20 protein-coding genes and 1 riboswitch are annotated in these 25,164 nt (G+C 51.5%); of the genes, 2 read left to right on the top strand and 18 right to left on the bottom strand.

Annotation, left to right across the window (positions count from 1 at the left end; translation table 11 throughout):
- Positions 1 to 67: 67 nt before the first annotated feature.
- On the top strand, positions 68 to 1,777 hold the full coding sequence (locus DEP07_RS12730) for a sulfatase-like hydrolase/transferase (protein WP_287102570.1): 1,710 nt from the start codon (positions 68 to 70) through the stop codon (positions 1,775 to 1,777).
- A gap of 24 nt (positions 1,778 to 1,801) precedes the next feature.
- Here DEP07_RS12730 and DEP07_RS12725 read toward each other — a convergent pair whose 3' ends face one another.
- The 18 genes from DEP07_RS12725 to DEP07_RS12640 all read right to left on the bottom strand — a co-directional run bounded on the left by DEP07_RS12725 (position 1,802) and on the right by DEP07_RS12640 (position 24,929).
- Positions 1,802 to 2,059 carry an HPr family phosphocarrier protein gene (locus tag DEP07_RS12725; RefSeq protein ID WP_122962479.1) on the bottom strand — a complete coding sequence of 86 codons (258 nt, stop codon included), beginning with the start codon at positions 2,057 to 2,059 and terminating at the stop codon, positions 1,802 to 1,804.
- A gap of 15 nt (positions 2,060 to 2,074) precedes the next feature.
- Complete coding sequence (ptsP, locus tag DEP07_RS12720; protein WP_287102569.1) at positions 2,075 to 3,802, bottom strand: phosphoenolpyruvate--protein phosphotransferase; 1,728 nt, start codon at positions 3,800 to 3,802, stop codon at positions 2,075 to 2,077.
- A 19-nt stretch (positions 3,803 to 3,821) separates the two neighbouring features.
- Positions 3,822 to 4,982 (bottom strand): mannitol-1-phosphate 5-dehydrogenase, encoded by a 1,161-nt coding sequence (locus tag DEP07_RS12715; RefSeq protein WP_287102568.1) that lies wholly within the window; start codon positions 4,980 to 4,982, stop codon positions 3,822 to 3,824.
- Positions 4,983 to 4,988: 6 nt separating this feature from the next.
- Positions 4,989 to 5,423 carry a PTS sugar transporter subunit IIA gene (locus DEP07_RS12710; protein ID WP_122962476.1) on the bottom strand — a complete coding sequence of 145 codons (435 nt, stop codon included), beginning with the start codon at positions 5,421 to 5,423 and terminating at the stop codon, positions 4,989 to 4,991.
- Complete coding sequence (locus tag DEP07_RS12705; RefSeq protein WP_122962475.1) at positions 5,423 to 7,528, bottom strand: BglG family transcription antiterminator; 2,106 nt, start codon at positions 7,526 to 7,528, stop codon at positions 5,423 to 5,425. The genes DEP07_RS12710 and DEP07_RS12705 overlap by 1 nt, the downstream gene beginning before the upstream one ends.
- Before the next feature lie 63 nt (positions 7,529 to 7,591).
- On the bottom strand, positions 7,592 to 9,025 hold the full coding sequence (locus DEP07_RS12700) for a PTS mannitol transporter subunit IICB (protein WP_242773698.1): 1,434 nt from the start codon (positions 9,023 to 9,025) through the stop codon (positions 7,592 to 7,594).
- A gap of 194 nt (positions 9,026 to 9,219) precedes the next feature.
- The gene (locus tag DEP07_RS12695; RefSeq protein ID WP_229049766.1) at positions 9,220 to 9,528 is read right to left on the bottom strand and encodes a PepSY domain-containing protein; all 309 of its coding nucleotides are present in this window, start codon (positions 9,526 to 9,528) and stop codon (positions 9,220 to 9,222) included.
- 104 nt (positions 9,529 to 9,632) lie between these two features.
- On the bottom strand, positions 9,633 to 11,147 hold the full coding sequence (locus tag DEP07_RS12690) for a DEAD/DEAH box helicase (protein ID WP_287102567.1): 1,515 nt from the start codon (positions 11,145 to 11,147) through the stop codon (positions 9,633 to 9,635).
- Positions 11,148 to 11,456: 309 nt separating this feature from the next.
- Positions 11,457 to 12,314, bottom strand: coding sequence for a transporter substrate-binding domain-containing protein (locus DEP07_RS12685; RefSeq protein ID WP_173596448.1), 858 nt, complete (start codon positions 12,312 to 12,314; stop codon positions 11,457 to 11,459).
- A 100-nt stretch (positions 12,315 to 12,414) separates the two neighbouring features.
- A complete protein-coding gene (locus tag DEP07_RS12680) occupies positions 12,415 to 14,388 on the bottom strand; it encodes a methyl-accepting chemotaxis protein (RefSeq protein ID WP_122962472.1) in 1,974 nt (657 codons plus the stop codon).
- Between the two features lie 72 nt (positions 14,389 to 14,460).
- Positions 14,461 to 14,561, bottom strand: a riboswitch (cyclic di-GMP riboswitch).
- A gap of 222 nt (positions 14,562 to 14,783) precedes the next feature.
- Positions 14,784 to 16,241: a methyl-accepting chemotaxis protein gene (locus DEP07_RS12675; RefSeq protein WP_122962471.1), complete on the bottom strand. Its 1,458-nt coding sequence runs from the start codon at positions 16,239 to 16,241 to the stop codon at positions 14,784 to 14,786.
- A gap of 319 nt (positions 16,242 to 16,560) precedes the next feature.
- Positions 16,561 to 18,189 carry a formate--tetrahydrofolate ligase gene (locus DEP07_RS12670; RefSeq protein WP_280648672.1) on the bottom strand — a complete coding sequence of 543 codons (1,629 nt, stop codon included), beginning with the start codon at positions 18,187 to 18,189 and terminating at the stop codon, positions 16,561 to 16,563.
- A gap of 146 nt (positions 18,190 to 18,335) precedes the next feature.
- On the bottom strand, positions 18,336 to 19,700 hold the full coding sequence (locus tag DEP07_RS12665) for an FAD-binding oxidoreductase (RefSeq protein ID WP_122962469.1): 1,365 nt from the start codon (positions 19,698 to 19,700) through the stop codon (positions 18,336 to 18,338).
- A 32-nt stretch (positions 19,701 to 19,732) separates the two neighbouring features.
- Positions 19,733 to 20,503, bottom strand: coding sequence for an SDR family oxidoreductase (locus DEP07_RS12660; protein ID WP_122962468.1), 771 nt, complete (start codon positions 20,501 to 20,503; stop codon positions 19,733 to 19,735).
- Complete coding sequence (locus DEP07_RS12655; protein ID WP_287102566.1) at positions 20,500 to 21,924, bottom strand: aldehyde dehydrogenase family protein; 1,425 nt, start codon at positions 21,922 to 21,924, stop codon at positions 20,500 to 20,502. The genes DEP07_RS12660 and DEP07_RS12655 overlap by 4 nt, the downstream gene beginning before the upstream one ends.
- 22 nt (positions 21,925 to 21,946) lie before the next feature.
- Positions 21,947 to 23,023 (bottom strand): tartrate dehydrogenase, encoded by a 1,077-nt coding sequence (locus DEP07_RS12650; RefSeq protein ID WP_281868932.1) that lies wholly within the window; start codon positions 23,021 to 23,023, stop codon positions 21,947 to 21,949.
- 508 nt (positions 23,024 to 23,531) lie between these two features.
- Complete coding sequence (locus DEP07_RS12645; RefSeq protein WP_287102565.1) at positions 23,532 to 24,017, bottom strand: hypothetical protein; 486 nt, start codon at positions 24,015 to 24,017, stop codon at positions 23,532 to 23,534.
- 69 nt (positions 24,018 to 24,086) lie between these two features.
- Positions 24,087 to 24,929 (bottom strand): M23 family metallopeptidase, encoded by an 843-nt coding sequence (locus DEP07_RS12640; RefSeq protein ID WP_287102564.1) that lies wholly within the window; start codon positions 24,927 to 24,929, stop codon positions 24,087 to 24,089.
- Here DEP07_RS12640 and DEP07_RS27750 point away from each other — a divergent pair.
- A complete protein-coding gene (locus DEP07_RS27750) occupies positions 24,915 to 25,163 on the top strand; it encodes a DUF3139 domain-containing protein (RefSeq protein WP_429827560.1) in 249 nt (82 codons plus the stop codon). The genes DEP07_RS12640 and DEP07_RS27750 overlap by 15 nt on opposite strands.
- Position 25,164 lies beyond the last annotated feature (1 nt).

Here is a 25,164-nt window from a genome sequence, read left to right as displayed (position 1 = left end):
TGGATAAGGACAAAGCTTATCCCCATATGTTGATAACAGTGTGTACATCTCATCTGGAGGCGTCGATATGTCGAGTTGTTCTTTCAAGACACGTCCGAACATCCTGTTGATCATCGTCGACCAGGAACGGTTTCCGCCAGCGTACGAGGAGAGCAGCTTGCGCACATGGCGCGAGGAAGCTCTGCCTGCCCACTCGTTTTTGCGCAGGCACGGCATGGAGTTCAAGCGCCACTATGCAGGCGCAACAGCCTGCTCGCCTAGCAGAACGACGCTGTTCACAGGCCAATACCCTTCTCTGCACGGGGTCACGCAGACGAGCGGCGTCGCCAAACGCTCCCCGGACAGCGACATGTTTTGGCTCGATCCCAACACCGTGCCGACGATGGGCGACTACTTCCGTGCGGCGGGCTATCGAACGTATTACAAAGGCAAATGGCACATTTCCGACGGCGATATTTGGATACCGGGCACGCATGTCCCTGTTCTGAGCTACGACTCCGTCACAGGGATTCCCGATCCGCAAAAAGAAAGCTTGTACTGGCTGGCGGATCGGCTGGACGGATACGGCTTTTCCGGCTGGATCGGCCCTGAACCGCACGGCAGAGCGCCACACAATTCCGGCTCCTCCGCTGCCATCGGTGTAAACGGGCGAGACGTCGTGTACGGCAGCGAGATGATCCATCTGTTGTTTTGGCTCGAACAGGAGAAACAACAGTTGGCGCACCCTGAGGAGTATCAGCCATGGTTTGTCGTCGCCTCTTTCGTCAATCCACACGATATCGCTCTTTATGGGGATATCTCCGCTCAAGTTCCGCTTTTTCGCTTTCATGTGGATGACTCCATCCCCGACATTCCGCCTTCGCCGACGCAAAACGAATCTTTGTTGACGAAACCTCGCTGCCAGGCGAGCTACCGCGATGTTTATCCACAAGCATTCCAGCCCATCTCTGACGACGACTTTTACCGCCGTCTGTACTTTCAATTGCAAAAAAACGCCGACCAGCAGGTCATGCGCGTGCTGCAGGCGTTGACGGCGACATCGTTTTACCCGGAAACGCTCGTTGTCTTCACAGCGGACCACGGAGAACTGCTCGGCGCCCACGGAAATCTCCATCAAAAATGGTATTGCGCCTACGAAGAAGCCATCCACATTCCGCTCATTATCCACAATCCGTTGCTTTTTCCACAGTCGCTGTCTACTGAAATGCTGACAAGCCATGTGGATATCCTCCCGACCTTGCTCGGCTGCGTGCAAGCCGACGTGCCCGCGCTCGCCGAACAATTGCAGCTTACTCACAGCGAAACCCGCCCTTTCGTGGGAAATAATTTTTCATCGCTGATTGTCAGTGGCGGCGAGATACAGCCAGATGATTTCGGCCCGCTTTACTTCATGTCAGAGGATGATGTGACAAAAGGCCAGCATCAAGTCAGTCTGCTCGGTCAGCCTTACCACTCTGTGATCGAGCCTAACTTGTTGGAAAGCGTAATAGCTTACTTGCCCACAGATGGGCATTGGGAGCTGTGGAAATACTCCCGTTATTTTGCTGCACCCTCTGCACCGGGCCAGCCTCCCCCGCCGATCGAACCGGAATACGAATTGTACAATCTCACGACAGACCCGTGGGAAATGCACAACCTCGCCTTCCCTGCCCTGTCCACTCCCTATGTCGAACAAGTCCGCACCCAATTAGAGCTTTTGCTCGATGAGCAGCGACAAGCCAAACGCCTGACCCCTTTTTCAGCAGTAGATAACCAAACAAAAAAGCTCCCCGGATAAGGGAGCTTTTGCACGTTATTCACACTATTCCTGGGAAGTCAGCACCGCTTCCAAAGCAGCAATCGCTTCGTTTTCGTCTACGCCATCAGCAATCAGCGTAATTTCCTCGCCTTTGGCGATCGCCGAAGCCATGATGCCCATGATGCTCTTTCCGTTGACCGTCTTCTCGTTTTTGACAATCTTGATCTCGCTGGAAAACGTCGTGGCTGTTTTCACGAAGTTGGCCGCTGGTCTGGCGTGCAAGCCGTGCGCCAGTTGAACGACGATTTTTTTCTCCACCATAATGATCTTGCCTCCTTAGATGCCATCTTTCATGATCGTTGTTTTGACGAACGCCTCTACTTGCGCGGACGTACTCATTTGCAAAATGGTGTCGATGTGCTTTTCCATTTCTTCTCGGGAAAGAAGACTCAGCTGCTTGCGGGCGGGCAAAATGCTGCTCGCACTCATGCTGAACTCATCGAGGCCGAGTCCCAACAGAATCGGTACGGCAACAGGATCGCCTGCCATCTCGCCGCACATTCCTACCCATTTTCCTTCCTTGTGCCCGGCTTGAATCACATTGCGCAAAAGCCGCAGGACAGCCGGATGGTAAGGTTGGTACAAATACGCAACCCGCTCGTTCATTCGATCGGCTGCCATCGTATATTGAATCAGGTCATTGGTGCCGATGCTGAAAAAGTCCACTTCACGCGCGAATACATCTGCCATCATGGCAGCAGCAGGGATCTCAATCATGATACCCACTTCGAAGCGATCGGATACAACTACACCGCTATTTTGCAGGGCGTGCTTTTCTTCTTCCAGGATCGCTTTCGCCTGACGGAACTCCTCCAGTGTCGCAATCATCGGGAACATGATTTTCAGGTTGCCATGCACCCCGGCGCGAAGCAAGGCGCGCAGTTGCGTGCGGAAAAGCTCCTGTCTGTCCAGACACAGCCGGATCGCGCGATAGCCCAGAAACGGATTCATCTCTTCCGGCATGTCCAGATAGGACAGATGCTTGTCTCCGCCGATGTCCAGCGTGCGAATGACAACAGGCTTGTCTCCCATGCTCGTCAGCACTTGTTTGTACGCAACATACTGCTCTTCCTCGGTCGGGAAATCATCCCGGCCCATGTACAAAAATTCGGTGCGGAACAGCCCGACTCCTTCTGCGCCGTTCGCCAGCGCTCCTGCCACATCTGCCGGACTTCCGATGTTGGCTGCCAGCTCCACGTGATGCTGGTCTGCCGTAACCGTCTGGTTGTGAACGAGTTTTGCCAGCTCGGCCTTTTGCTCTGCGTCTTCTGCTTGCTTGCGCGTATAGTGCGCGACCTCTTCTTCGCTCGGATCGATGATGACGACGCCCTCATGCCCGTCCACAATCATAAGCGTAGAAGCCTGGACAGCACTCGTAATGTTCTGCGTCCCGACTACAGCCGGAATCTCCATCGAGCGCGCCATGATAGCCGAGTGCGAGGTGCGCCCGCCAATGTCGGTCACGAAGCCTTTTACAAATTGGCGGTTAAGCTGAGCCGTATCCGACGGCGTCAAATCTTCCGCCACGATAATGACTTCCTCCGTCAATGAGCTGGGTTGAAAAAAGTTCACTCCAAGCAAATATGCCAATACACGCTTCGTGACGTCGCGAATGTCCGCCGCACGTTCCCGCATGTAGTCGTTGTCCATTTGTTCAAACAGGCCGATAAACGCTTGCGCCACATCATGCAGCGCGCTCTCCGCGTTTGTCATCTCCTGCGTAATCTTGTCCTTGACGGTATCGACAAGCTCCGGGTCCTCCAGGACGAGCAGATGGGCTCTGAAAATGTCGGCTTGCTCTGTGCCCATTTCTGTCTCCACACGCTGGGCAATTTCCTGCAAATCTGCCTTTGCCCGCGCAAGCGCTGCCTCGAAGCGATGAATTTCGCTGGCAGCATCTTCAATTGCCACCGTCTTGATCTGCATGTCAGGAGCCGCAAGCAAAAACGCTTTGCCAATGGCAATCCCCACAGAAGCTTTTACACCTACGATTTTCTGGGACATCCCCCGCACCCACCCTTCTTTACTTGGTACTTGTCCACTCCTGCATCAACCGCGCCTGTTTGCGAACGACTTCCTCAAGCGGATGGCCTGCCGGAATGCCTGTGCAATTGTGCAATGCATATTCCCAACCGTACAGCTTCAAATCTGACTGAATGCGCGCCGCCTCTTCGTCCTGTGGATAATCAAACAGCAGCGCCGCTGCAATCGCCATCCCCAAATGCTCGGGACGGATTCCTCTGTCCATGCATTCCAGAGCAGGGCCAACCAGCCTGTCATGCCGTGAGAGCTTGCGAAGCGGCGAGCGTCCCACACGGACAACGTCGTCCGAGAGCAGCGGATTGGCAAAGCGCCCCAATATTTTCTCGATGTACTGCCCGTGCGCCTGTGCGTCAAAACCGTACTTGGCGGTCAACAGGGCACCCGTTTCCTGCAGAGCGCCTCTGGCAGCCTTGGCGACCTTTTCGTTTTGCATAGCCTGATCAATCGTTGTCATCCCCAACTGGTAGCCCATATAGGCAATTACAGCGTGGCCCGTATTTACGGTAAACAGCTTTCGTTCGATGTACGGAGCCAAGTCGTCCACATAAGTGATTCCTTCAATCTGCGGCACCTCTCCAACCATTTGCGAACGGTCTACGACCCATTCAAAAAACGGTTCGACAGTAACCAGCAGCTTGTCTTCATGCTGCTGAATCGGCACGATGCGGTCTACAGCCGCGTTCGGAAACCCGATCAACTGCTCTGCTTTCGCCTGAAGCGGTTCCGCAAGCCGGGCAAAAACGTGCTCTTTCAGCTTGGCGCTTCCGCCAATCATGTTTTCGCAAGCAATCACGTTCAATGGCTGCGGATTGTCGGCAAGCCGCTTCTCGATTCCCGCCGCAATCGCTCCCGAGATAGGTCCAAGGACATTTGGCCCTACAGCAGTCGTCACCAAGTCGGCGGAAGCGATGGCAGCAGTGACCGCTTCCATATCCTGACCGTGAATCGCACGCACTCCTTCCACGACGGATTGCGGATTTCCTGCCGTGGCCAGCTGCACTTGATACATTTTTCTGCGGTTAAGCTCATCAACCAATGCCGTATTGACGTCGACGAACACGACTTCGTAGCCAGCCTGGCTCAGCAACTGTCCGATAAAGCCCCGACCGATATTCCCTGCTCCGAAATGGACTGCCAGCATGAGCGCTTACACCTCCTCTGTGAACATCGCAATGATTTCTTCAGCAGAGGAAGCATGGACGATCCGTTTCACGTTTTCCTCCTCGGAGCAAAGAATAGCGATATTGGACAGCACCTCCAGATGCTCATCTCCTACGGCCGCAATTCCCACCAGCAAATACGCCACATTTCCTTCGCCAAAATCAACTCCGTCCGGCACTTGCACGACAGAAATCCCTGTGGATAGAATATCTGCCTTGGCTTCGTTCGTTCCGTGCGGGATCGCTACACCGCTGCCGATATAAGTAGTTGCCAGTCCTTCGCGTTCCTGCATTTTTTCAACGTAAGACGCCGTGACGTGACCAGCGCGCACCAACAGCTCGCCCGTCAGTCTGATCGCTTCTTCCTTGTTTGCTACTTTGGCATTCAGCATGATTTTTTCTGTAGTCAGTATGTTTTTCATTACACTCTCTCCCATCCAGTCTTTTTCAGGCAAAAGGCATACAACTTGCCTGCTATATAATCAGCAATGTGCTGTATTTCTCCTGTCTTCAACAATTCCTGCATCTCTTCCTCAATCAAAAGCGAGCTGACCTCGCTGAGCACCTCCAGCCCTTCCTTGGGCACTTCTTTTGGCCCGAGCAAAAGCAACAGCAAATCAACGGACATCTCTTCTTCATCCATCGATCTTAGCCGCACAGGCTGCTCCAGAAAATGAATCGTGAACGAGGCTGTCGTTACCGCCTCATTCCTGCCGTGAAACAGGGCCATTGCGGTTCCCGGTATTCCCAGTCCGCCGAGCTTTTCGCGCTCAATCAGCTGCTGCACGACCGGATCGACAGCGTATATCGCCCCTCGCTGTTCCAGCTCCGAACAAATATCGTGCAGGACGCTGGGCATATCGCGCGCTACATTGCTCACTGTGCTTTGCCGTAAACCGTCGATGATCTGGTTGGCAAAAGCGGCATACAGCTGCATCGACTTCAACTGCGCCTGTGCTTGCTTTCCTTTTGGCGGCATTCCTTTGCTTTTTTTCATCGGCTCTACTTGAACAGGTCGGTTATGCAAATGAAACTTGATCTTTTGAATATCATCCTGCGGCAAAAGCGGGCTGACGACTACGTATTCCGCCGGATCAAACGACAGCGGCAAGGTAGAAATAATCAGGTCGTAATCGCTTCGCGGCACACTTCCTACATCGAACATGGACAAGTTTTTCAAGCTGACGATTTCGGGAATCTCTTTTTTGATGCGCGTCGCCAATATTTTCGAGGAACCGATTCCGCTTGAACAGACGACCAGCGCCCGGTATCGCTGCTGCTCCTGCCTGCCTCGTTCCAGCGCCGCTCCCAAGTGCATGACCAGATAACCGATCTCTTCGTCCGGCACTGGCAATTCCGGCAAAAGCGCTGCCATCGCTTCCTTGGCAACCGCAAACAGCTCCGGGTAGTTTTGCTTGATTTGCCCGAGAATCGGATTGTGAATCTCCATCTTGCGCCTGAGTCTGTACAAGGCTGGCTCCAAGTGCGTCAACAGCCCGTGAAACAAGGAAGAGTCGTCTCGCAGCGAAAGCCCGAGCCGTTCTTCGCACAAAGCGATGAATCGCCCAGTCAGAGCGGCAAGCTCCGTATTTTCCGGCCAGACGTAATCGTCGTGGGAATGGCGCAGCTTCGCTCCTCGCAAATGCATCGTAATATACCCGATTTCATCCCGAGGAATCTCCATCTGAAAAATGTGCCGCAGCCGTTCCATGATGTTTTCGGCAATCACAAACTCCGGCGTTCCGATTAGCTCGTTCCACGTATGCTCGTCGAAGCGAATTTTCTCGCCTTTTTCGATTCGCTCGATCGCCAAGGCCAAATGGGCAACCAGGCCGATGTAGGCACTGTCTGCCAGTGGGTACGGCAGTTCGGCTTCGAGATGACTGAGAGCATTTTCTACCTTGATCAGTTTATCCCGATCGATCAGGGAGAGCAGACGCCGGGAAATCGAATCCATGTCCCGTGTCGTCTTGTTTTGAATGTTCTCCTTGATCACCCCGATCAGCTCATGATCATCGAGGTGCTCGGCTATCAAACGGCTGATCGCCCTTCGCTTGGAAGCTTCATTTCCCAGCAGTTCGACGCCGTATCCCCGCTTTCGCAAAAGAGTCAGGTCGTACCGTCCCAAAAGCTCTTCCAGGTCGTCCAGGTCGTGGCTGATCGTAGCAGTCGTCACTTTCAGATCAATGGCGAGCGAGATCAGCTTGACTGGCTCCGTGGCTGCCAAGAGGGAGCACATAATAATCGCCTTGCGTTCCTCTGCGGTAAATTCGGTCGTCGTTTGGTGCAAAACAGACATTTTCAAAGCAAGCTTTTGCTCCGCTGTCCCTGCGACCTCCACCCCGGCCCCCGTCTTTCTCACCAGCTCCAGTTCGTTTTTCGCAAAGAGCGGGGCCAATGCGTCCAGCTCCCTGTGTACGGTCCGGGTGCTTACGCCGATTCGTTCGGCGATCTGCGCCACGGTGATGCCCTTTTCCTCCTGCAATAAAATCTCCATGATGGATCGCTGTCGCGAGGATACTTGCATGCCGTGTTCCCTCCTTAACGCCAAAGAGGGAAAACGCTAGCTTTCACTAGCGTTGATCCCCTTTTACCCCAGTCGTTTGACCAACTTGTCATACTCCGGACTATTCAAGAAGTTATCGATCGAGATGTGCTCGGCAGTCGGTGCTTTTGCCTTCGCCCGCTCTGTCAGCGACTTGTGTGTAATCACGATATCGGCATCATTGGGGATATCGTTAATAGCTGTGTTGATGACGGTGATTTCACCAATTCCGGCATCCTTGAACTTTTTGCGCAAGGAAGCTGCTCCCATCGCGCTGGAGCCCATTCCGGCGTCGCAAGAAAACACCACTTTCTTCACGTCCGCTGCCGCGATTTCTTTTGTTGCCGCAGCTTCTTGCCCTGCTGCTGCCGACTGCTTGTTGCCTTTCAGCTCCTGCATTTTCTCTGTCGCCTTGTCCAATTCGTCTTCTTCGGTCTTGCTGCTCATTTTCAACAAAGCCGAAGCGATGAGGAACGAGACAACGGTTGCGGCAACGACCCCTGCCCATACCGGGAGCAAACCGCCGCGCGGAGCCATGGCGCTGAGTGCGAAGATACTGCCTGGCGATGGCGGTGCCACCAGCCCTGCGCCGAGCAGCGTAAAGGTGAAGACCCCTGCCATCCCGCCGCCGATTACCGCCAAAACGAGACGCGGATTCATCAAAATGTAAGGGAAGTAAATCTCGTGAATCCCCCCGAAGAAGTGAATGATAACAGCACCTGGCGCCGATTGCTTGGCATTGCCTCGACCTGCCAGCCAGTATGCCAGTAGGATTCCCAAACCTGGGCCAGGGTTGGTCTCCAGCAGGAAAAAGATCGATTTTCCTGTTCGCGCCGCTTCATCCAGACCAATCGGGCTGAAAATACCGTGATTGATCGCGTTGTTGAGGAACAGCATTTTTGCCGGTTCGACCAAAATGCTCGCCAGCGGGAGCAACCCTGCATTGACGATGACCTGCACGCCTGATGCCAGCGCCTTGCTAAGACCCGTCACGACCGGTCCAATCGCCAGGAAAGCGAGCAGCGTCAGCAACGCACCGATAATCCCTGCGGAAAAGTTGTTGACCAGCATTTCAAAACCGGAGCGAATTTTGCCTTCGAACAGTCGGTCGACTTTTTTCATGACCCAACCGCCCAGAGGCCCCATGATCATTGCCCCTAAAAACATCGGGATATCTGACCCGACTACGACCCCCATCGTGGCGACAGCCCCCACGACACCACCACGTACATCGTGAACCATTTTCCCGCCCGTGTATCCGATCAACAGCGGCAGCAAATACGTAATCATCGGCCCGACCAGCTTCGCCAGGTTTTCGTTAGGCAGCCATCCTGTCGGGATGAACAATGCCGTAATCAATCCCCAGGCAATAAACGCACCGATGTTTGGCATGACCATCGCACTGAGAAACCGTCCAAATTTTTGTACCGAGACGCGCACTCCACCAGAAGACTGGTTCTTTGTCGCCAAATTCTCCATACTGGACCCTCCTTTACCTTTTCTATAAAAATGTTGACATGATTAAACAGATAATGTGCACACCTCAAATATAAAGCGTTTACATACGCGCCACAACAAAATCAAAGCTCGCATTTGTCGTTCTCATTGTTGCCAAAACTTAATAGCAGCAAAAAAAGAGACTCCCGCTCCGACGAGCAGAAGTCTCTTTTTCCTCAAAAATCTTCTCTCTCCACCTTCATGACCTTTCCTGTTTCCGCATTGACCTCTACCTCGTACACCTGGTTCTGGTCGGTAAGAATAATAAACTCATAGACCAGCACGCCATTTTCCGTATCCAGCTCCGAGTGCAGCACGCGTCCTTTTATTTGCTGCAAAGCGATTTGCTTCGCTTGCTCCTCTGTAATTCGCATCGGCTTTACGTCTGTTGCCTGTGCTTTCTCAGCGTGTAGCGGGGCTGGCATGGCTGTTCCAAGTACACTTGCCAGCGCAACGGCTGTGGTCCAGCCAATCGACTTTTTCATGATTGCACTCACTCCTTCCTCCAAATCAATCAGTAGTTTGCCCTGCCGCCCCGCTTGTATGCAAAAAAGCCGATGCGCTTTTCGTCGCATCGGCTCTTGCATTCTTATCGTTGTTTGTTGCTGTATGGTCTTCCGCTGGACTCTGTGCTGCGTGGGCGAGATTCTCCACTGCGCGGACGGGAATCGCCGCTGCGAGGACGGAACTCTCCACCGCGTGGACGAGATGGGCGTTTGCTTCCAAAGCCGGAGCCAGAACCGTATCCGCCTTTGCCTTTCGGGAACGCTTTTTTCTTGCCGACACGCAGAGGCGCTTCTTCTGTCAGGCGAACCGGAGTTTGATCCGGCTCTTTGGTCAGCAGCTTGAGTGCAGCAGATACGAGCGTCACGGAATCGATATCTTCCAGCAATTGCTCGGCCAATGTTTTGTAGGCGCTCAAGTCATCGCGGCCTGACGCCTCCAAAATTTTCTCCACGGTCAAACGTTGTTGACCTTCCAGCGCTTCGCTCATGCTAGGCACAGAACGACGCTCCATACGGCGGTTTGTCGCGCGCTCGATCAGACGCAGGTGGTCGATCTCGCGGGAAGTGACAAACGTGATGGCAAGACCAGTCTTCCCGGCACGACCAGTACGGCCGATACGGTGAACGTAGCTTTCCGAGTCTTGCGGAATGTCGAAGTTGAATACGTGTGTAACGCCGCTGATGTCCAGACCGCGGGCAGCTACGTCTGTCGCAACCAGCACTTCGATCGTACCTTCCTTGAACTTGCGCAGCACGCTGTCGCGTTTTGCCTGGTTCAAATCGCCATGGATTCCTTCAGCGCCGTAACCGCGCTTGGTCAGAGCCTCGGACAGTTCATCCACTCTGCGCTTGGTACGACCGAAAATGATCGCCAATTCAGGGGAATGAATGTCAAGCAGACGACACAGAACGTCGAATTTTTGCTTCTCGGCAACTTCCATGTATTGCTGCTCAATGTTTGGCACCGTTACTTCTTTCGGTTTGACGGAAATCAGCGTCGGCTCGCTCATGAACTGCTGGGCAATTTCCTGAATCGCTCTCGGCATAGTTGCAGAGAACAGCAAGGTTTGACGATTGTCAGGAACTTCTTGCAAAATTTCCTTGATATCGTCGATGAAGCCCATGTTCAGCATTTCATCTGCTTCGTCCAGAACAACGATCTCGATCGCATCGAGGCGGATCGTTCTTCTTCTCATGTGGTCCATGAAACGGCCAGGCGTCGCTACGATGATTTGCGGGCGCTTTTTCAGCGCCTTGATTTGGCGGGTAATGTCTTGACCGCCGTAAATTGGCAGAGCGGAAATGTTTTTGAACTGGGCAATTTTGTTGATTTCCTCTGCTACCTGCACAGCAAGCTCACGGGTCGGTGTCAGTACAACCCCTTGAATATTGCCGTTGTTTTCATCCAGGCGCTCAACCAGCGGAATACCGAAAGCAGCGGTTTTTCCTGTACCTGTTTGCGCCTGTCCAATCAAATCGCGGCCTTGCAAGGCTACAGGAACAGTTTGCTCCTGAATGGCTGTCGCCTCTTCAAACCCCATGTTGCCAAGAGCTCTCACAATAGAATGGTGCAATCCAAAATCAAAAAAAGTAGTCAATGAACGTCAGTCTCCTTTTACTTTACCTTCTTCTATAAAATTCTCACTAAAAAAGGGCACTATTCCTTACAGCCGGAACATGCCCTTTTATCTCCGATTGTACATAAGCACCCTACAAAGAACATAGCTGTAATCGTATCATGCATCTGGAAAAATTGCAAACGGGATTTATGCCCATTTCCCTTTTAGTATCAACCGATTTTTGTCAGAATATACGGCGAAACACATAAAAAACAAAACAGCCCTGCCGGGACACTCCAGACAGGGCTGCTGCTTTGCATCATTGCGATCGATTATTCGACTCGACGCTTATTTTACCCATTTGTGGAACAGCTCATCGAATTTTCCTTGCAGCTTCATTTCGTCCATCCACACATCGAGATAGCTGGCAAAAATAAAGTCGCCACGCGGAATCATGTACGCCTTTTCGCTGCGGGTAAACGGCTTGTCGGTCAAAGCAGCGTACAGGCGGGAGTCTGCTTTGGAGTAAACCATCGCTTCAATCGTATCGGTGATCATGACATCGTACGTGCCGTTTGCGACAAGGCCCGGGATGTCCAGATTGTTTTGAACGACAGTCACGGTCGCGTTTTTCAAATAGTCACGCACGAACTTTTCATTGGTGCCGCCCGGATTTACCCCGATTCGCACTTCTTTCTTGTTAATGTCGGCCAGGCTCTTGTACTTGTCCTTGTCTTGCGCGCGAATCAACGGCGCTTTGCCAAATTCGATGTACGGATCGCCCATGTGCGCTTTTTTCTGCCGATCCGTGTTGCGTGTCACGCCGCCTACCGCGATGTCGAATTTGTTTGCCAGCAGATCGTCCATCATCGTCGGCCATGAAGTCTGCACAAAGCGCGCCTCTACGCCCAGGCTTTTGGCGAACTCTTTCATGGCGTCAATGTCGTAGCCTTCAAACTCGTTCGTCTTCGGATTCAAATATGTGAACGGCTTGTAGTCCCCAGGCGTTCCCACTACAATATATCCTCGTGCGATGATCTCGTCGAGGCGGGACTCAAACTTTTTATTGTCCTGTTTTTTGGCCGCTTCTACCGCCACGGCTTGTCCATTCGGTGTTCCCGCAGTTGCGGCAAACGCTCCGGTTCCAGTCATCAGCAATGTTGCAGCGAGTGTGCTCGCCACCATTCTTTTGGTCCACTTGTTCATCGGTTTCTTCTCCTCCTGGTTGTTGCTCTCTTTGTTTGTCTTGCTTTGTTCAAACTGTCTCATCCCTTATATCGCATCCCCCCTTTAACAGGGATGGGACCTACAGGCTAAACTTGCCAACCCCTTGTTGCAGTTCTTCCGTCACGGCGTTCAAATGCTCGACGGAACGGGCGATATCTTGAATGGCCTGAAGCTGCTCGGCTGTTGCCTCCACAACCTTTTGGGCATCAGAAGTAGCGAGCTTCGCGATGTGATGCATTTCATCCACCGAGGCGCTCACCTGCTCGGAGCCTGCGGACATTTCTTCCGATGCTGCTGACACCTCCAAAATATGGGCAGCAACATTGCGGGAAGACTCCAAAATATGCGCAAAAATTTCCCGGACTTCTTCAATCATCGTGATTCCTTCGTGCGCTTCGCGGTTGCCTGTGTTCATCACTTCGACGGCATGACGGGTATCCTGTTGGATTTCGTGAATCAGTGTCGCTATTTTCGCAGCCGATTCCTCGGATTGGTGAGCGAGATTTTTCACTTCTCCGGCCACGACGGCAAAGCCTCGTCCATGCTCGCCAGCCCGCGCAGCCTCAATCGACGCATTGAGAGCGAGCAGGTTGATTTGCGACGTCAACTGGCTGATCGTATCGAGAATCCCTTCGATTTCCTTGGAGCGGCTGTTCAAACGTTCGATGGCCTCAGTTGCTTTGGTTGTTCCTTCGCCGATGCTGCCCATTTGCCGCACCGCCTGCTCCACGACAGTCGTTCCTTGCTCAGCCTGTTCCGAAGCCTCGCGCGCCGCCTCGGAAACATGCGCAGATGTCTCGGCGATTTTCACGATCCCTGCTGCCATATCATTCATGGACAGCGCGACATCTTTGGAGCTGGTCGCCTGCGCTTCCGCTCCGCCTGCAATTTGATTGATCGATTGCCCGATGCGATTGACGTTTTCCGTCGCATGCTCAATGCCTGCCGATACTTCCTGAGTAAAGCGCAGCACCTGCTCGGAAGATTGCGATACCCCCTCAATCAGACCTTTCAAGTGCGCAACAGTCTGGTTGAAGTCACGGGAAAGCACCGCAAGCTCATCCTTGCCGTCTACCGTAACGGTCTGCGTGAGATTCCCTTGCGCCACCACATTGACCACTTGGTTCAGACGCTGAATCGGTTTCACCAGGCGAACAGACAGCCAGTATACGAAAATGATCCCGAGCGCCAACACAACCAGTGAAATCGCAAGCAGCTTGATCGACAGCTCATTTACCGGAGCGTGCAAATCTTTGACCGGAGCCGTGATGAATACGCCCCAGTTCAGTTTCGTCGATGCGTACGAGGAGAACTGCGCCGTTTGCTCCTGCTGGTATTGAATAATTCCATGCCCGCCTTGCTGCGTCGCTTCAAATGCCGTTTTCAGCTCAGGAATGTCGCTTTCCAGCACGGATTGCTTCAAAATAAACTCGCTATTCGGATGCCAGATATACGTTCCTTTTTTGCTGACGAGAAAAGCATAGCCGCTGTGCCCGAATTTCTCTTCGGAAACCGTTTTTTGAATCTCATTGATTGGGATAGTAGAGCCGACATAGCCGTATTGGCGGTTGTCTTTCATCAATGGCAAAATGACCGTCACAATGTTATTGCCTGTCCGTTGGGAAACAACCGGCTCGGATACGATGATTTTCCCTTCGCCTTTTCCTGCTTCCTGAAAATGCGGACGGTCGGAAGGATTGGTTTCCTCTCCTTTGAAGTTGATGACCTTTTTGCCGCTCAAGTCATAGGAAAAGAAAAACGTTTCAAACTCAGGGTTTTTCTTTTGCGCTTCCTGAATCAGCCTCAAGTCATGCTCGAAATTGTTGTCTGAGGACATCATCTCCCCGACTGTTTCCACGATTCCGATTTTTTCCTGGAAGAAGCTGTCGATACGGATGGATAGATTGCTGGCTGTCAGTTCCGCTTCTTTGTCCAGGCTCGATGATAGCAATTGCGAAGAGCTGTAGTAGCTGGCCCCGCATACCGTGCCCAAGCTGATGATCAAAAGCAGGCACATAACGACAATTAACTTTTTCTTTAGACTTGATTCCATCACACGGTGTACCTCCTATCCTTTTTTTCACAACAAAAAAGACTGCCACCCGGACAGCCTTTTTGCGTTCGGCATGGCAACCCGGCTATCGTAGCAGCAGAGAAATGCAATCTGCTTGCCTTAGACCCGTGGCTTTGCGTCCCTGCCTTTCAACAGGTTTGCCTTTGTCATTTTTTGTCGTATTTTGTTTATAAATTTACTATAGCACACGAAAGTAAAAATGTGGGTTAACTTTCAAATAATGCCTTGGATTTTTTTCCACACGAAATCTTTACCCGATTTGTTTGATAGCTAAACTACTTTTCTTGCATAAAATTACAAAAAAGCCCCTCCAAGTAAACCATTGTGCGCTTTTCACACCATGTCTACTTAAAGGGGATGCTATCAGATCATAGCTACTTCCCAGACTCCACAGCCAAGCTGCTTAACGTATCGGTAAGCAGCTCCAACTCTCTAAAGCTTGCCACAATTTGTTCAATCCGTTCTGTTTGTTCGTCTACACTCGCCAATACTTGCTCTACAGACGCACTCGATTGTTCCGTTACGCTATAAATCTGGGTGATTTCATCCACAATCCGCAGCGAGCCATTCTCCAACGCATGAATGAGCGTCTCAACCTCGCCCGCTTGAATCACAACGCTATTCGCGTTATTTGTAATTTGTTTTAGTATGGATTCTGTGTGCTGCGCAGCGTTTTGACTGTCTACAACAGCGGCTTGTCCGGTAATGATTTGCTTGGCAAGGTCGCTTGTCTTATTTTGGATATCCACCAATATGCCTGCTATTTCTTCCGTCGATTGCTGTGAATGGACAGCCAGCTTCCTCACTTCATCAGAAACCACGGCAAAACCCCGCCCGTGCTCTCCCGCACGCGCTGCTTCGATGGCAGCATTCAAGGCCAGCAGGTTGGTTTGGTTGGAGATCTCGCTAATCTTGGAAAGAACAGAACCGATTTGCTGATTTCGTTCATGAAGCTCGTTCATCAACGTCACGGTTTTATCGATGATCGTACTGATATGAGCCATTTGTTTCGTTAGCGTCGACACCTGTTCATTTCCTTCTTCCGTTACCTTCACAGTCGCTAATGTTAAATCTTTCATGCGCTGCGAACTGGCGGCTACTCGCTGAACTCCATGATTTGAATCTTGTACGGAGTTGGAGATATCGCCGACACTTGCTGCCTGCAGTTGCACGCCTTTAGCCACCTCGGAAAAAGACGTCAATACTTCCCGAGAGACGCGTTCCGTAAAAAGGACATTATCTTTTAGCGACAAGCTGAATTGTTTAAGCGTCTCCACCGAATGTAACACCTTACCAAAAATTTGCTCGATTTGCTGTTTAGCAAACAGCGTTTCCTTATGCCGGCTTTCCGCTTGCAAATACACGTTCTCGTTAAGCTTTGCGACATAGATCGTGATGATGGCAACCACGACGAGCGGAACATTATTTGCATCTGCATAAACATTCAGATATTGACCTAGATTCGCAGTAATGATGGCTACAACTGACATCGCAATAACAGGGCGATAGTTGGGATAAAGAGATACAAGAGCGAGGTACTCGAACAAATTTAGCATACTCCTCTCGGCTGTCCGGGGAAAAGTAAGCAAATGCATAACACAAATAAGAGAAAGGACGCCAACCAAGACATACGGAATGAGCAAAATGGTTTTCGCTGCGCGGTTCATCCACATCAGCAGCAAACAAATCCCGGCAAACACGAACCACTGAATGACAAAAGCAAGGCTTAAACCTCGTGTTATATCGATCGCTACTTGCAGTACTACCATAAGCCATCCAATGCAAATGACAATTTTATTGCGCTGCTTGGTAATCAATGTTTTTTGATCCACATGGCACCTTCCTCTTCATCTTAGAAGTATGGAAAAGATGGATGAATGAGTAGCTGTGAGCCTCCTTTCCGCTATGCAACCGATAATCTGAGGCAATTTTCCCAACTTTCGAGAAAAAAATAGAAAAACACCGTCTGTTTTTGGTAGAATTTTGGTTTCCAGCAAAACCTCCAAAACAGATAGGTGTTCTCTTCTATGATAACGAAAGAAAGCTCCCATGATCAACTACAACCGGGTTTGCAGGCTTGTTTAGCTCTGCCTAAGCGCGAAAAAAAGCTGACACTTTGTTGCCCGTGTCAGCTTTTTGCCTTTGTGTTGCTTAGCTCAGTCCCTCTACATGGCCGTGCTCATCCACGTACAGCGACTCGGCTGCCGGCTTTTTCGGAAGTCCAGGCATCGTCACCAGGCTTCCGGTGAGCGCCACGATAAAGCCTGCCCCCGCCGAAATCCGCACCTCGCTCACCTGAATGGTGAAGTCTACAGGTGCTCCCAGCTGGTCAGCCCGATCTGTAAACGAGTATGGTGTCTTCGCCATGCAGACAGGCAGATGGGCCAGCCCCATGTCTTCGATCTTTTGGATCGTCTTCAATGCCAATGGCGAAAAGACTACGCCAGAACCGCGGTAAATCTCCTTCACGACCGTCTCGATTTTTTCTTTCACGCTGCGGTCTTCTTCGTACAAAAAGCGGAACTGCGAAGGACGCTCTGCCGCCCGCGTTACTTTTTCAGCCAGTTCGACCGCACCTTCGCCGCCTTCTGCCCAAGCCTTGGATAGCGCCGCTTCCGCTCCGGCCTCCTGGCACAACTTCACGACTGCATCGATCTCTCTTGGCGTATCTGTGGCAAAATGGTTGATTGCCACGATCGCGGGTACGCCGAACTTCTGCAGATTTTCCAGATGGCGGCGAACGTTGGCAAAGCCTGCTTCCAACGCAGCGAGATTTTCTTCAGCCAGATCAGGCACTTTCACCCCGCCGTTGTATTTCAGCGAACGAACGGTAATCACCACTACGGCCGCCGATGGAGTCAGTCCCGCTTTTCGGCACTTGATGTCAAAAAACTTTTCTGCGCCCAAATCAGCGCCGAAGCCCGCTTCGGTTACGACGTAATCTGCAAGCTTGAGAGCGGTTTTGGTTCCGATCACGCTGCTGCACCCGTGAGCGATGTTGGCAAAAGGACCGCCGTGGACGATGACAGGCGTGCCTTCAATCGTTTGCACCAGGTTCGGCTTGATCGCTTCCTTGAGCAGGACGCACATTGCTTCTACCGCGTTGATTTCCTCCGCACGAACCGGCTGATCCTGATAATCGTAGCCGATGATGATGTGATTCAGTCGGTCGCGCAAATCGGCGAGGTTTTCGCTCAAGCACAAAATAGCCATGATCTCCGAAGCAGTCGTAATCATGAAGCCGTCCTCGCGTGTCATGCCGTTGCCTTCGCCGAGTCCGACCACAATATTTCTGAGCGCTCGGTCATTCATGTCCATCGCCCGTTTCCAGACAATCTTCTTCGGATTGATGCCGCGCGGATTGCCGTGGAAAATATGATTGTCAATCATCGCTGCGAGCAAATTGTGCGCAGCTGTAATCGCATGAATGTCTCCGGTAAAGTGCAGGTTGATTTCATCTGCGGGGAGAATTTGCGCCTTGCCGCTTCCGGTAGCGCCTCCCTTGATGCCCATGCACGGCCCCAGAGATGGCTCCCTGAGAGCGGCAATCGTTTTCTTTCCAAGCAAATTAAGCGACTGCGACAGACCGATCGTCGTCAGCGTTTTACCCGCTCCGGCTGGATTCGGATTCATCGCGGTGACGAGAATCAGCTTGCCATCAGGTCGATCTTTTATCTTATTCCATAGTTCATCAGATATTTTTGCCTTAAACTTTCCGTAAAGCTCCAGATCCTGCTCATCGATCCCTGCTGCCTGGGCAATCTCAACAATCGACTTCATGCATGCCTGCCTCCCTGCCTTGCGAAATGTTTATTTACCAATCTCCTACATTCCACATCCTCGCCCTTTCTCCTCTACCTTTCGCCATATTTCGCCAAAAAGAAAAACCTGCATTCGATCATGCCAGATCAGAATGCAGGCCATTGCTAGTTTGCGAATATTTTCCCCGGGTTCAGGATGGCGTTCGGATCGAGAACTTGCTTCATCGACCGCATCACGTCCAGCGCCGCTCCATGCTCCTTGCGCTGATATTTGACTTTGCCCACTCCTACGCCATGCTCTCCGGTGCACGTCCCGCCGCGGCTCAGCGCGTACTCTACCAGATGGGCGTTCAACTCCTCGGCTCGGGCCATCTCTTGTGCATCATGTACGTCGATCATCAAAATCGCGTGGTAGTTTCCGTCGCCGACATGTCCCAGCACGGCTCCATCCAAACCTGAGCGGTCAATGGCCTGCCGGGCGTCCACGACTGCCTTCGCCAGTTCGGAAAAAGGCACGCATACATCGGTCACCATCATTTTTTTGCCGGGCGATTTGTGCAGAAAAGCGTAAGCCAGATTGTGGCGCGCATCCCAAAGCGCGGCACGGGCTTTGGAATCAGTCTCGAACAGAAACTGCGTGCAACCGTGCTCGGCACTGATGTTTTGGGCGAACTCAATGTCATGCGCAAGGCTTTGCTCGCTGCCGTGAAACTCAATAAAAAGCGTCGGGTTTTCCGGATAGCTCGTTTCCTTGTACAAATTCACCTGCTGAATGGAACGCTCGTCAACCAGCTCGATACGGGCAACGGGAATCCCCGCTCCCATAATATCCACGACCGTATCTACCGCGTCTTGAACGGTTGGGAAGCTGGCCCGCGCTGCCATCGTCGCCTCGGGAATCCCGTACACACGTAGCGTCAGTTCTGTAAACACGCCCAATGTCCCTTCTGATCCGACGAACAGCCCTGTCAGGTGATACCCGGACGATGATTTGGCCGTCATGCTGCCCGTATGAATGATCCGCCCGTCTGCGAGAACGACCTGCAAATCGCGGACCTGGTCGCGCATGACACCGTAGCGGACGGAAGTGGTGCCACTCGCATTGGTGGCCGCCATCCCGCCTAATGTCGCGTCAGCACCCGGATCAACGGAAAAGAACAAACCGTGCTTTTTCAACTCGCGATTGAGCTGAGTGCGCGTCACCCCCGGCTGTACTCTGACCAAAAAGTCTTGCGGACGCACCTCCAGCACTTGGTTCATCAGCGAAAAGTCCATACTGATTCCCCCTGCATACGGAATCGCATGGCCTTCCAGACTGGTGCCCAGACCAAACGGTGTCACGGCAATACGCTGTTCATTAGCCAGCTGCAAAATGGCGCTGACCTCATCCGCAGACTGCGGAAACACGACAACATCCGGCAGATGAGGGGGATGGTACGATTCATCATGGCTATGATTCATGAGGACAGTCGGATTGGTCGTCACTCTGTCCTCTCCCAACAAACTTGCTAGTTGCTGCCGATAATCCACACACTCTCTCTCCTTTGCTGCTTCTCCATAGACTAGATTCCCCTCCCGCCATCAACGTTCATGACTTCCCCGGTCACGATCTTGGACAGATCGGAAGCCAGGTACAGAGCGGCCTGCGCGATATCCTCCGGCTGAATCAGCATGCCCAATGGAACGCTGCTGATGAAAATGTCCTTTTTCCCGGCTTCTACCTCTTGCTCGTCTCCGTTGATGAACTTGCCCAGCATGGGAGTCTCCGCCGGGCCAGGATTGATGACATTGACTCTGATTTGATAAGGAGCCAGTTCGATTGCCAGAGCCTTGCTCAGCATGATCGCCGCGCCTTTGGAAGCGCAGTAGGCATTCAGGCCGGGACGCGCACGGATGCCCGCGATGGAGGCGATGTTGATGATGCTGCCCCTCGCTTTCGCCTTCATGTGCGGAACCGCATGTCTGGCCGTCAAGTAGAGCGACTTCGCGTTGACGGACATGATCCGATCCCACTGCTCCAATGTCAGCTCCTCAATCGGAGTAAAAGCTTGCGGAACTCCGGCGCAATTGACCAACACGTCAGGCGCACCGAAGACGGCGACTGTCTCTTGAATCAGCGCGGCTACACTTTCGTCATCGGCCACGTCGACTTGCACGGCATGGCCCCTCCCGTCCGGCAATTCCAGAGCGACCTGCACAGCCGCCTCTTTGTTCAAATCAGCCAGGACGACATTCGCTCCCTCCGCCGCGAACAGCTTGGCAGTCGCTTTTCCCATTCCGGAAGCAGCGCCTGTGACGATCGCCGTTTTCCCTTGCAGCAGTTGACCGCTCATAGATTGATCACCACCATTCGCTCGTCGGTCATTTCTTCCACGGCATAGCGCGGGCCTTCCTTGCCGAGTCCGCTGTTTTTCACACCTCCGTACGGCATCACGTCATTGCGGTACGTAGAGACGTCATTGATGACTACTCCGCCGTACTCCAGCGTGCGCGCCGCTTTCATCGCGACATTCAGATCACGGGTAAAAATCCCCGCTTGCAAGCCGTATTCCGAATCATTCGCCTGGGCAAAAGCATCCTCCAGATCGCTGTACGGAATAATCGTCACTACCGGGGCGAACACTTCCCGGCACACTACCTTCATATCCGGTTTCGTATTCACAAGCACCGCCGGATAAAACAGAGCGCCCTCCCGCCTGATGGGCAAAAGCGCTGTTGCTCCTTCGCTGATCGCTTCCCGTACCCACTCTTCTGTCCGCTTTGCCTCTTTTTCGCTGATCATCGGGCCGACATCTGTGGCCGGGTCCTCCGGGTCGCCTACCTTCAACTGCTTGACGTGCGCGATATACTGCTCGCTGAATGACGGAAACACATCTTCGTGCACGTAAATGCGCTGGACAGCAATGCACGCCTGACCTGCATTATGAAAGCTGCGCGCAGCCGTCTGCCGAGCCGCCAGCTCCACATCCGCATCGTAGTGAACGATATTGGGCGAGTTGTTGCCAAGCTCCAGAGCGACAGGCCGCATGCCGCTGCGCGCTTTGATATGGCGGCCAACCTCGCCCGACCCGGTAAAGGTGTACATGGCGATGCGTTCTTCGTCCAAAAGCCACTCGCCCACTTCGCTGCCCGCCCCCGTCACGATGTTCACATAGCCTTTTGGCAGCCCTGCCTCCTCCAGTACTTCGACCAGCAAAAAGGTCGCGAGCGGCGTGACAGTCGCCGGCTTGACCACCAGCGTATTGCCTGCCGCCAGAGCCGGAGCGATCTTGTGCGTGCTGAGCAGCAGCGGATAGTTGAAAGGCGTAATCGCGCCAATGACGCCTTTCGGTACGCGGATTGTGAACCCGAGGCGATTTTCCGAGCCTTCCGTCGATTGCAGCGGGATCATCTCGCCATGAATTTTTTTGGCTTCTTCCGCAGACAAGCGAAGCGTATTAATCGTACGATCCAGTTCGTTCATCGCATCTTTGCGCGTTTTCCCGACTTCGCGGATGAGGGAAAGCTCCATCTCGTCCCGGCGCGCTTCCATCAGCTCAGACGCCTTCAGCAAAATTTTATAGCGCTGAAACGGCGTCAGCCGATCGTTCCGAAACGTCTCCCACGCTGCCTCTACCGCTGTCTGGACATGGTGCCGTTCGGCGCGGGCAATCTGCGAGATGCACTCGCCGGTGTATTTGTGCAAAACAGGGATATAGCTGCCCGTTTTGATCCATTTTCCGCCGATGTACAAATCATACGCTTTCGCTTCCATACTCTCTTCCTCCCTTGTCTCTTTATCTCGTCCCCAAATAAATGTGCCGGACAATCTCGTCCCCCAACTCCCTCGTGGTCGCCTTGCCCCCCAGGTCAGGCGTCAGCACCTTGCCCTCCTGGACAACTTGCTCGATTGCGTTCATGATGACAGCACTGATTTCCGGCAAATCGAGATGATCCATCATCATGCTCAGGCTCCACACTTGCGCGATCGGATTGGCGATCCCTTTTCCGGCAATATCAGGGGCTGATCCGTGGATCGGCTCGAACATCGACGGGTATTGGCGCTCCGGATTGATGTTGGCCGACGGAGCCAGCCCAAGCCCGCCGACTATGGCTGCCCCCAGGTCTGTCAAAATGTCTCCAAACAAGTTGCTCGCAACCACCACCTCAAACGTCTCCGGTCTGGTGATAAAATAGGCGGCCAATGCGTCGATATGATATAAGTTGGTGCGAACGTCCGGGTGCTCCAGGCTGATCTCCTTGACGATCTCATCCCAGAACGGCATGGAATGGTTGATTCCGTTCGATTTGGTAGCTGCCGTCACGCTTTTTGTCGGACGTTTCTCTGCCAGCGCGTACGCGTAGCGAAGAATGCGCTCCGTGCCATACCGGGTGAAGACGTTGTTTTGCACCGCCATCTCGTAAGGCGTCCCCTGGTGCATCCGCCCTCCCATGTTGGAATACTCGCCCTCGGTGTTTTCCCGCACGACGACAAAATCGAGATCGGCATGGCTTTTGTAGCGCAGAGGGCTTTCCAGACCTTTGAGCAGCTTTACAGGCCGCAGGTTCACATATTGCGAAAAGCTGCGGCGAATCGGCAAAATCAACTCCCACACCGATACGTGATCGGGCACCTCTGGCGCTCCAATCGCTCCCAGCAAAATCAGATCGTGGTCTTTCAATATGTCCAGTCCATTTTCCGGCATCATCCTGCCGTTCGTGAGGTAATACTGGCAGTTCCAGTCCATGATCTCGCGGGTAAAACGAATCCCTCCATGCGCTTCCTCTACGGCCGTCAACACCTTCAATCCCTCGTCCATCACCTCTGGACCAATGCCGTCTCCTGGTATGACTGCGATCGAATATTGCAGCAATCGTCTCCCTCCTTGAATTAATTCAATTTTAAAGAATAATCGGATGCACTGATCTCATGCACCTTTAATGCCAATCGTTCATCTTTGCACATAAATACCCAAAACATTCAGTCTTTTTTATTTTTTATATCATAATTTGGAAGTCATGCTTATCTTTTTTAAAAAAGTGTTGCAACAAAATGTTGCAACACTCAGACTGTCGGCAGTTTTTAATTGGTCAAGCAGCTCCGTTCATGCCCTTTCCTGCCTTCCATAATCTTACACTTTACTTGCAGGTCGTTTTTCAAGCGAAGCACTCCTTCATTGGATTTTCATTCTAAAAAAGACGAACTCTTTTTCTCCCATGCAGAGAAAAGCAATTCGTCAGTATTTCCGCCGAGTTGATTTACTTCGATGAAACCCCACTCTATTCGTCGTACAATGCCGACTTAGCCTGCAAGGGGTTCCCTCATTCAAAACGTTGCGCTTCAAACGTAGGCTATAAATTAAGCTACATTCCACTTTCAGCTTATTTCATAACACTCTCTTCAATTTTTCCATTTACGTTACTGTAAAAATGAATATGCTTGTCGGTACCTAGATAAGTGATCGTAAACAACGTTATCTTTTCATTTTTCCAACCGATGAATAGCTCCACTCCTGCTTTTCCACTTAACATACCTTCTTCGTCTATCATATGATCCGGGCCCGCAGGCTTGTAATTGACATCTCCAAGGAATCGATACGTCCAATGTTCGTCATTCCCATTCTCAAGATCGCCGTTGTCGTTAACTAACGTATAGTTACTACCATAAAGCTGTTTTATTTCATTCATCGTTAGACCGATCTTGACTTCATTCTTTATTTTTTCAACTTCATTAATCACATCATTAGCACTGATCGACTGAGTTTCTTGTATGCTAACGGAGCGTCCAATAATGCCCGTTGAATATAAAATAACGAATACAACTACCAGCAATCCGAGAATGAGTAGGTACCCTTTTTTGTTCTTCATGTTATTCCTCCTTACTTGATATTGGAAAAATCTACACTCCCATGTTCAAATCACGGGAGTGTAGATTTTTTACTGATTTGCAGATGCGTTAATAACCTCTGCTTTTTCCTCTTGTGTCAACTTCGTGTTCATAATTTCTTCAATGTCATTATCGCTTAAATTAAATTGCTTTTTGAAATTTTCCGTCGTTCTTTCAGACTCTTCGACTGAATAGAACCAACTATAAAACGCATCCGACCCGACATAAGAAATAACCAGGAAGTCAAAGAAATCTTCATCTTCAGGATGAGTATGCCCATTTTCCTGTTCATGTTCTCCATGTCCTTGTACATCCAAAGGACTTAACGAGTCTGGCCTATTTTCTGGCCAGAATACCCAAGGAGAAAAAGTATCCCGATCTCCCGGTTTTTCCAAACCTTTTGCATTTACATCAAAGTGCAAATGATATCCAGTCGCTCCACTGGTTCCAGACATAGCAATCGTTGTGCCTTTTTTTACTTTTTCATTCGTTGTATAGTAAAGCTCTTTAGGTTCTAAGTGAAGGTATCTCGTAATTAGCTTCTTATTGGTATCTGGGTCTCTATCGTTATGTTCAATGGTAATAGCATAGGTAACCCCATCTTTAAAATGCCCGCTTTGAATGACTTTACCTTCGGCCACTGAATATACATCTTTCTTTTTAACTCCAATGTCAATTCCCTTATGCCAACGGTCACCAACATCACCATAATCATCGGTGATCTTTGTACTCGTTGTTGGCCAAGCCCATCGCATATTTTGATAGGGATCATCCGAACCCATCGCTTTGATTTCCTCGTCTGATCCCTTATTGTTAGTTGCAGCCATAACGCTTGGAGCAAAAATTGAACCGACTAAAAACATGGAGCACATCAGAACATTAAGTTTCTTCAAAACCGTTACCTCCATAAATATAAGTTAAAAAGAGATGTTGAAGAATATCTTCTGATGAAGGGATATAAAAGCAGCGACATCATATCTATTACCACTCACTATGGCAAACTCCCATCCTTTGGAGCAAGGGTGATTTTTGCCGATGAACCCGAAGTAAGACAGTATGCTACACCTGCTAATTTAGGCTCCGATAAAACGAATAGTGTGTTCAAGCACCAGGAGAAAAAATATTAGT

Source organism: Brevibacillus sp., from assembly GCF_003521185.1.
GTDB lineage: Bacteria > Bacillota > Bacilli > Brevibacillales > Brevibacillaceae > Brevibacillus > Brevibacillus parabrevis.
Note: the sequence above shows the minus strand (reverse complement) of the source record. Positions and strands in the feature narration are given on the sequence as shown.

Coding starts and splice junctions, on each gene's coding strand:
- DEP07_RS12730 (WP_287102570.1), top strand. CDS start 68: ATGTCGAGTTGTTCTTTCAAGACACGTCCGAACATCCTGTTGATCATC.
- DEP07_RS12725 (WP_122962479.1), bottom strand. CDS start 2,059: ATGGTGGAGAAAAAAATCGTCGTTCAACTGGCGCACGGCTTGCACGCC.
- ptsP (WP_287102569.1), bottom strand. CDS start 3,802: ATGTCCCAGAAAATCGTAGGTGTAAAAGCTTCTGTGGGGATTGCCATT.
- DEP07_RS12715 (WP_287102568.1), bottom strand. CDS start 4,982: ATGCTGGCAGTCCATTTCGGAGCAGGGAATATCGGTCGGGGCTTTATC.
- DEP07_RS12710 (WP_122962476.1), bottom strand. CDS start 5,423: ATGAAAAACATACTGACTACAGAAAAAATCATGCTGAATGCCAAAGTA.
- DEP07_RS12705 (WP_122962475.1), bottom strand. CDS start 7,528: ATGCAAGTATCCTCGCGACAGCGATCCATCATGGAGATTTTATTGCAG.
- DEP07_RS12700 (WP_242773698.1), bottom strand. CDS start 9,025: ATGGAGAATTTGGCGACAAAGAACCAGTCTTCTGGTGGAGTGCGCGTC.
- DEP07_RS12695 (WP_229049766.1), bottom strand. CDS start 9,528: ATGAAAAAGTCGATTGGCTGGACCACAGCCGTTGCGCTGGCAAGTGTA.
- DEP07_RS12685 (WP_173596448.1), bottom strand. CDS start 12,314: ATGAACAAGTGGACCAAAAGAATGGTGGCGAGCACACTCGCTGCAACA.
- DEP07_RS12680 (WP_122962472.1), bottom strand. CDS start 14,388: ATGGAATCAAGTCTAAAGAAAAAGTTAATTGTCGTTATGTGCCTGCTT.
- DEP07_RS12670 (WP_280648672.1), bottom strand. CDS start 18,189: ATGAAGTCGATTGTTGAGATTGCCCAGGCAGCAGGGATCGATGAGCAG.
- DEP07_RS12660 (WP_122962468.1), bottom strand. CDS start 20,503: ATGAGCGGTCAACTGCTGCAAGGGAAAACGGCGATCGTCACAGGCGCT.
- DEP07_RS12655 (WP_287102566.1), bottom strand. CDS start 21,924: ATGGAAGCGAAAGCGTATGATTTGTACATCGGCGGAAAATGGATCAAA.
- DEP07_RS12645 (WP_287102565.1), bottom strand. CDS start 24,017: ATGAAGAACAAAAAAGGGTACCTACTCATTCTCGGATTGCTGGTAGTT.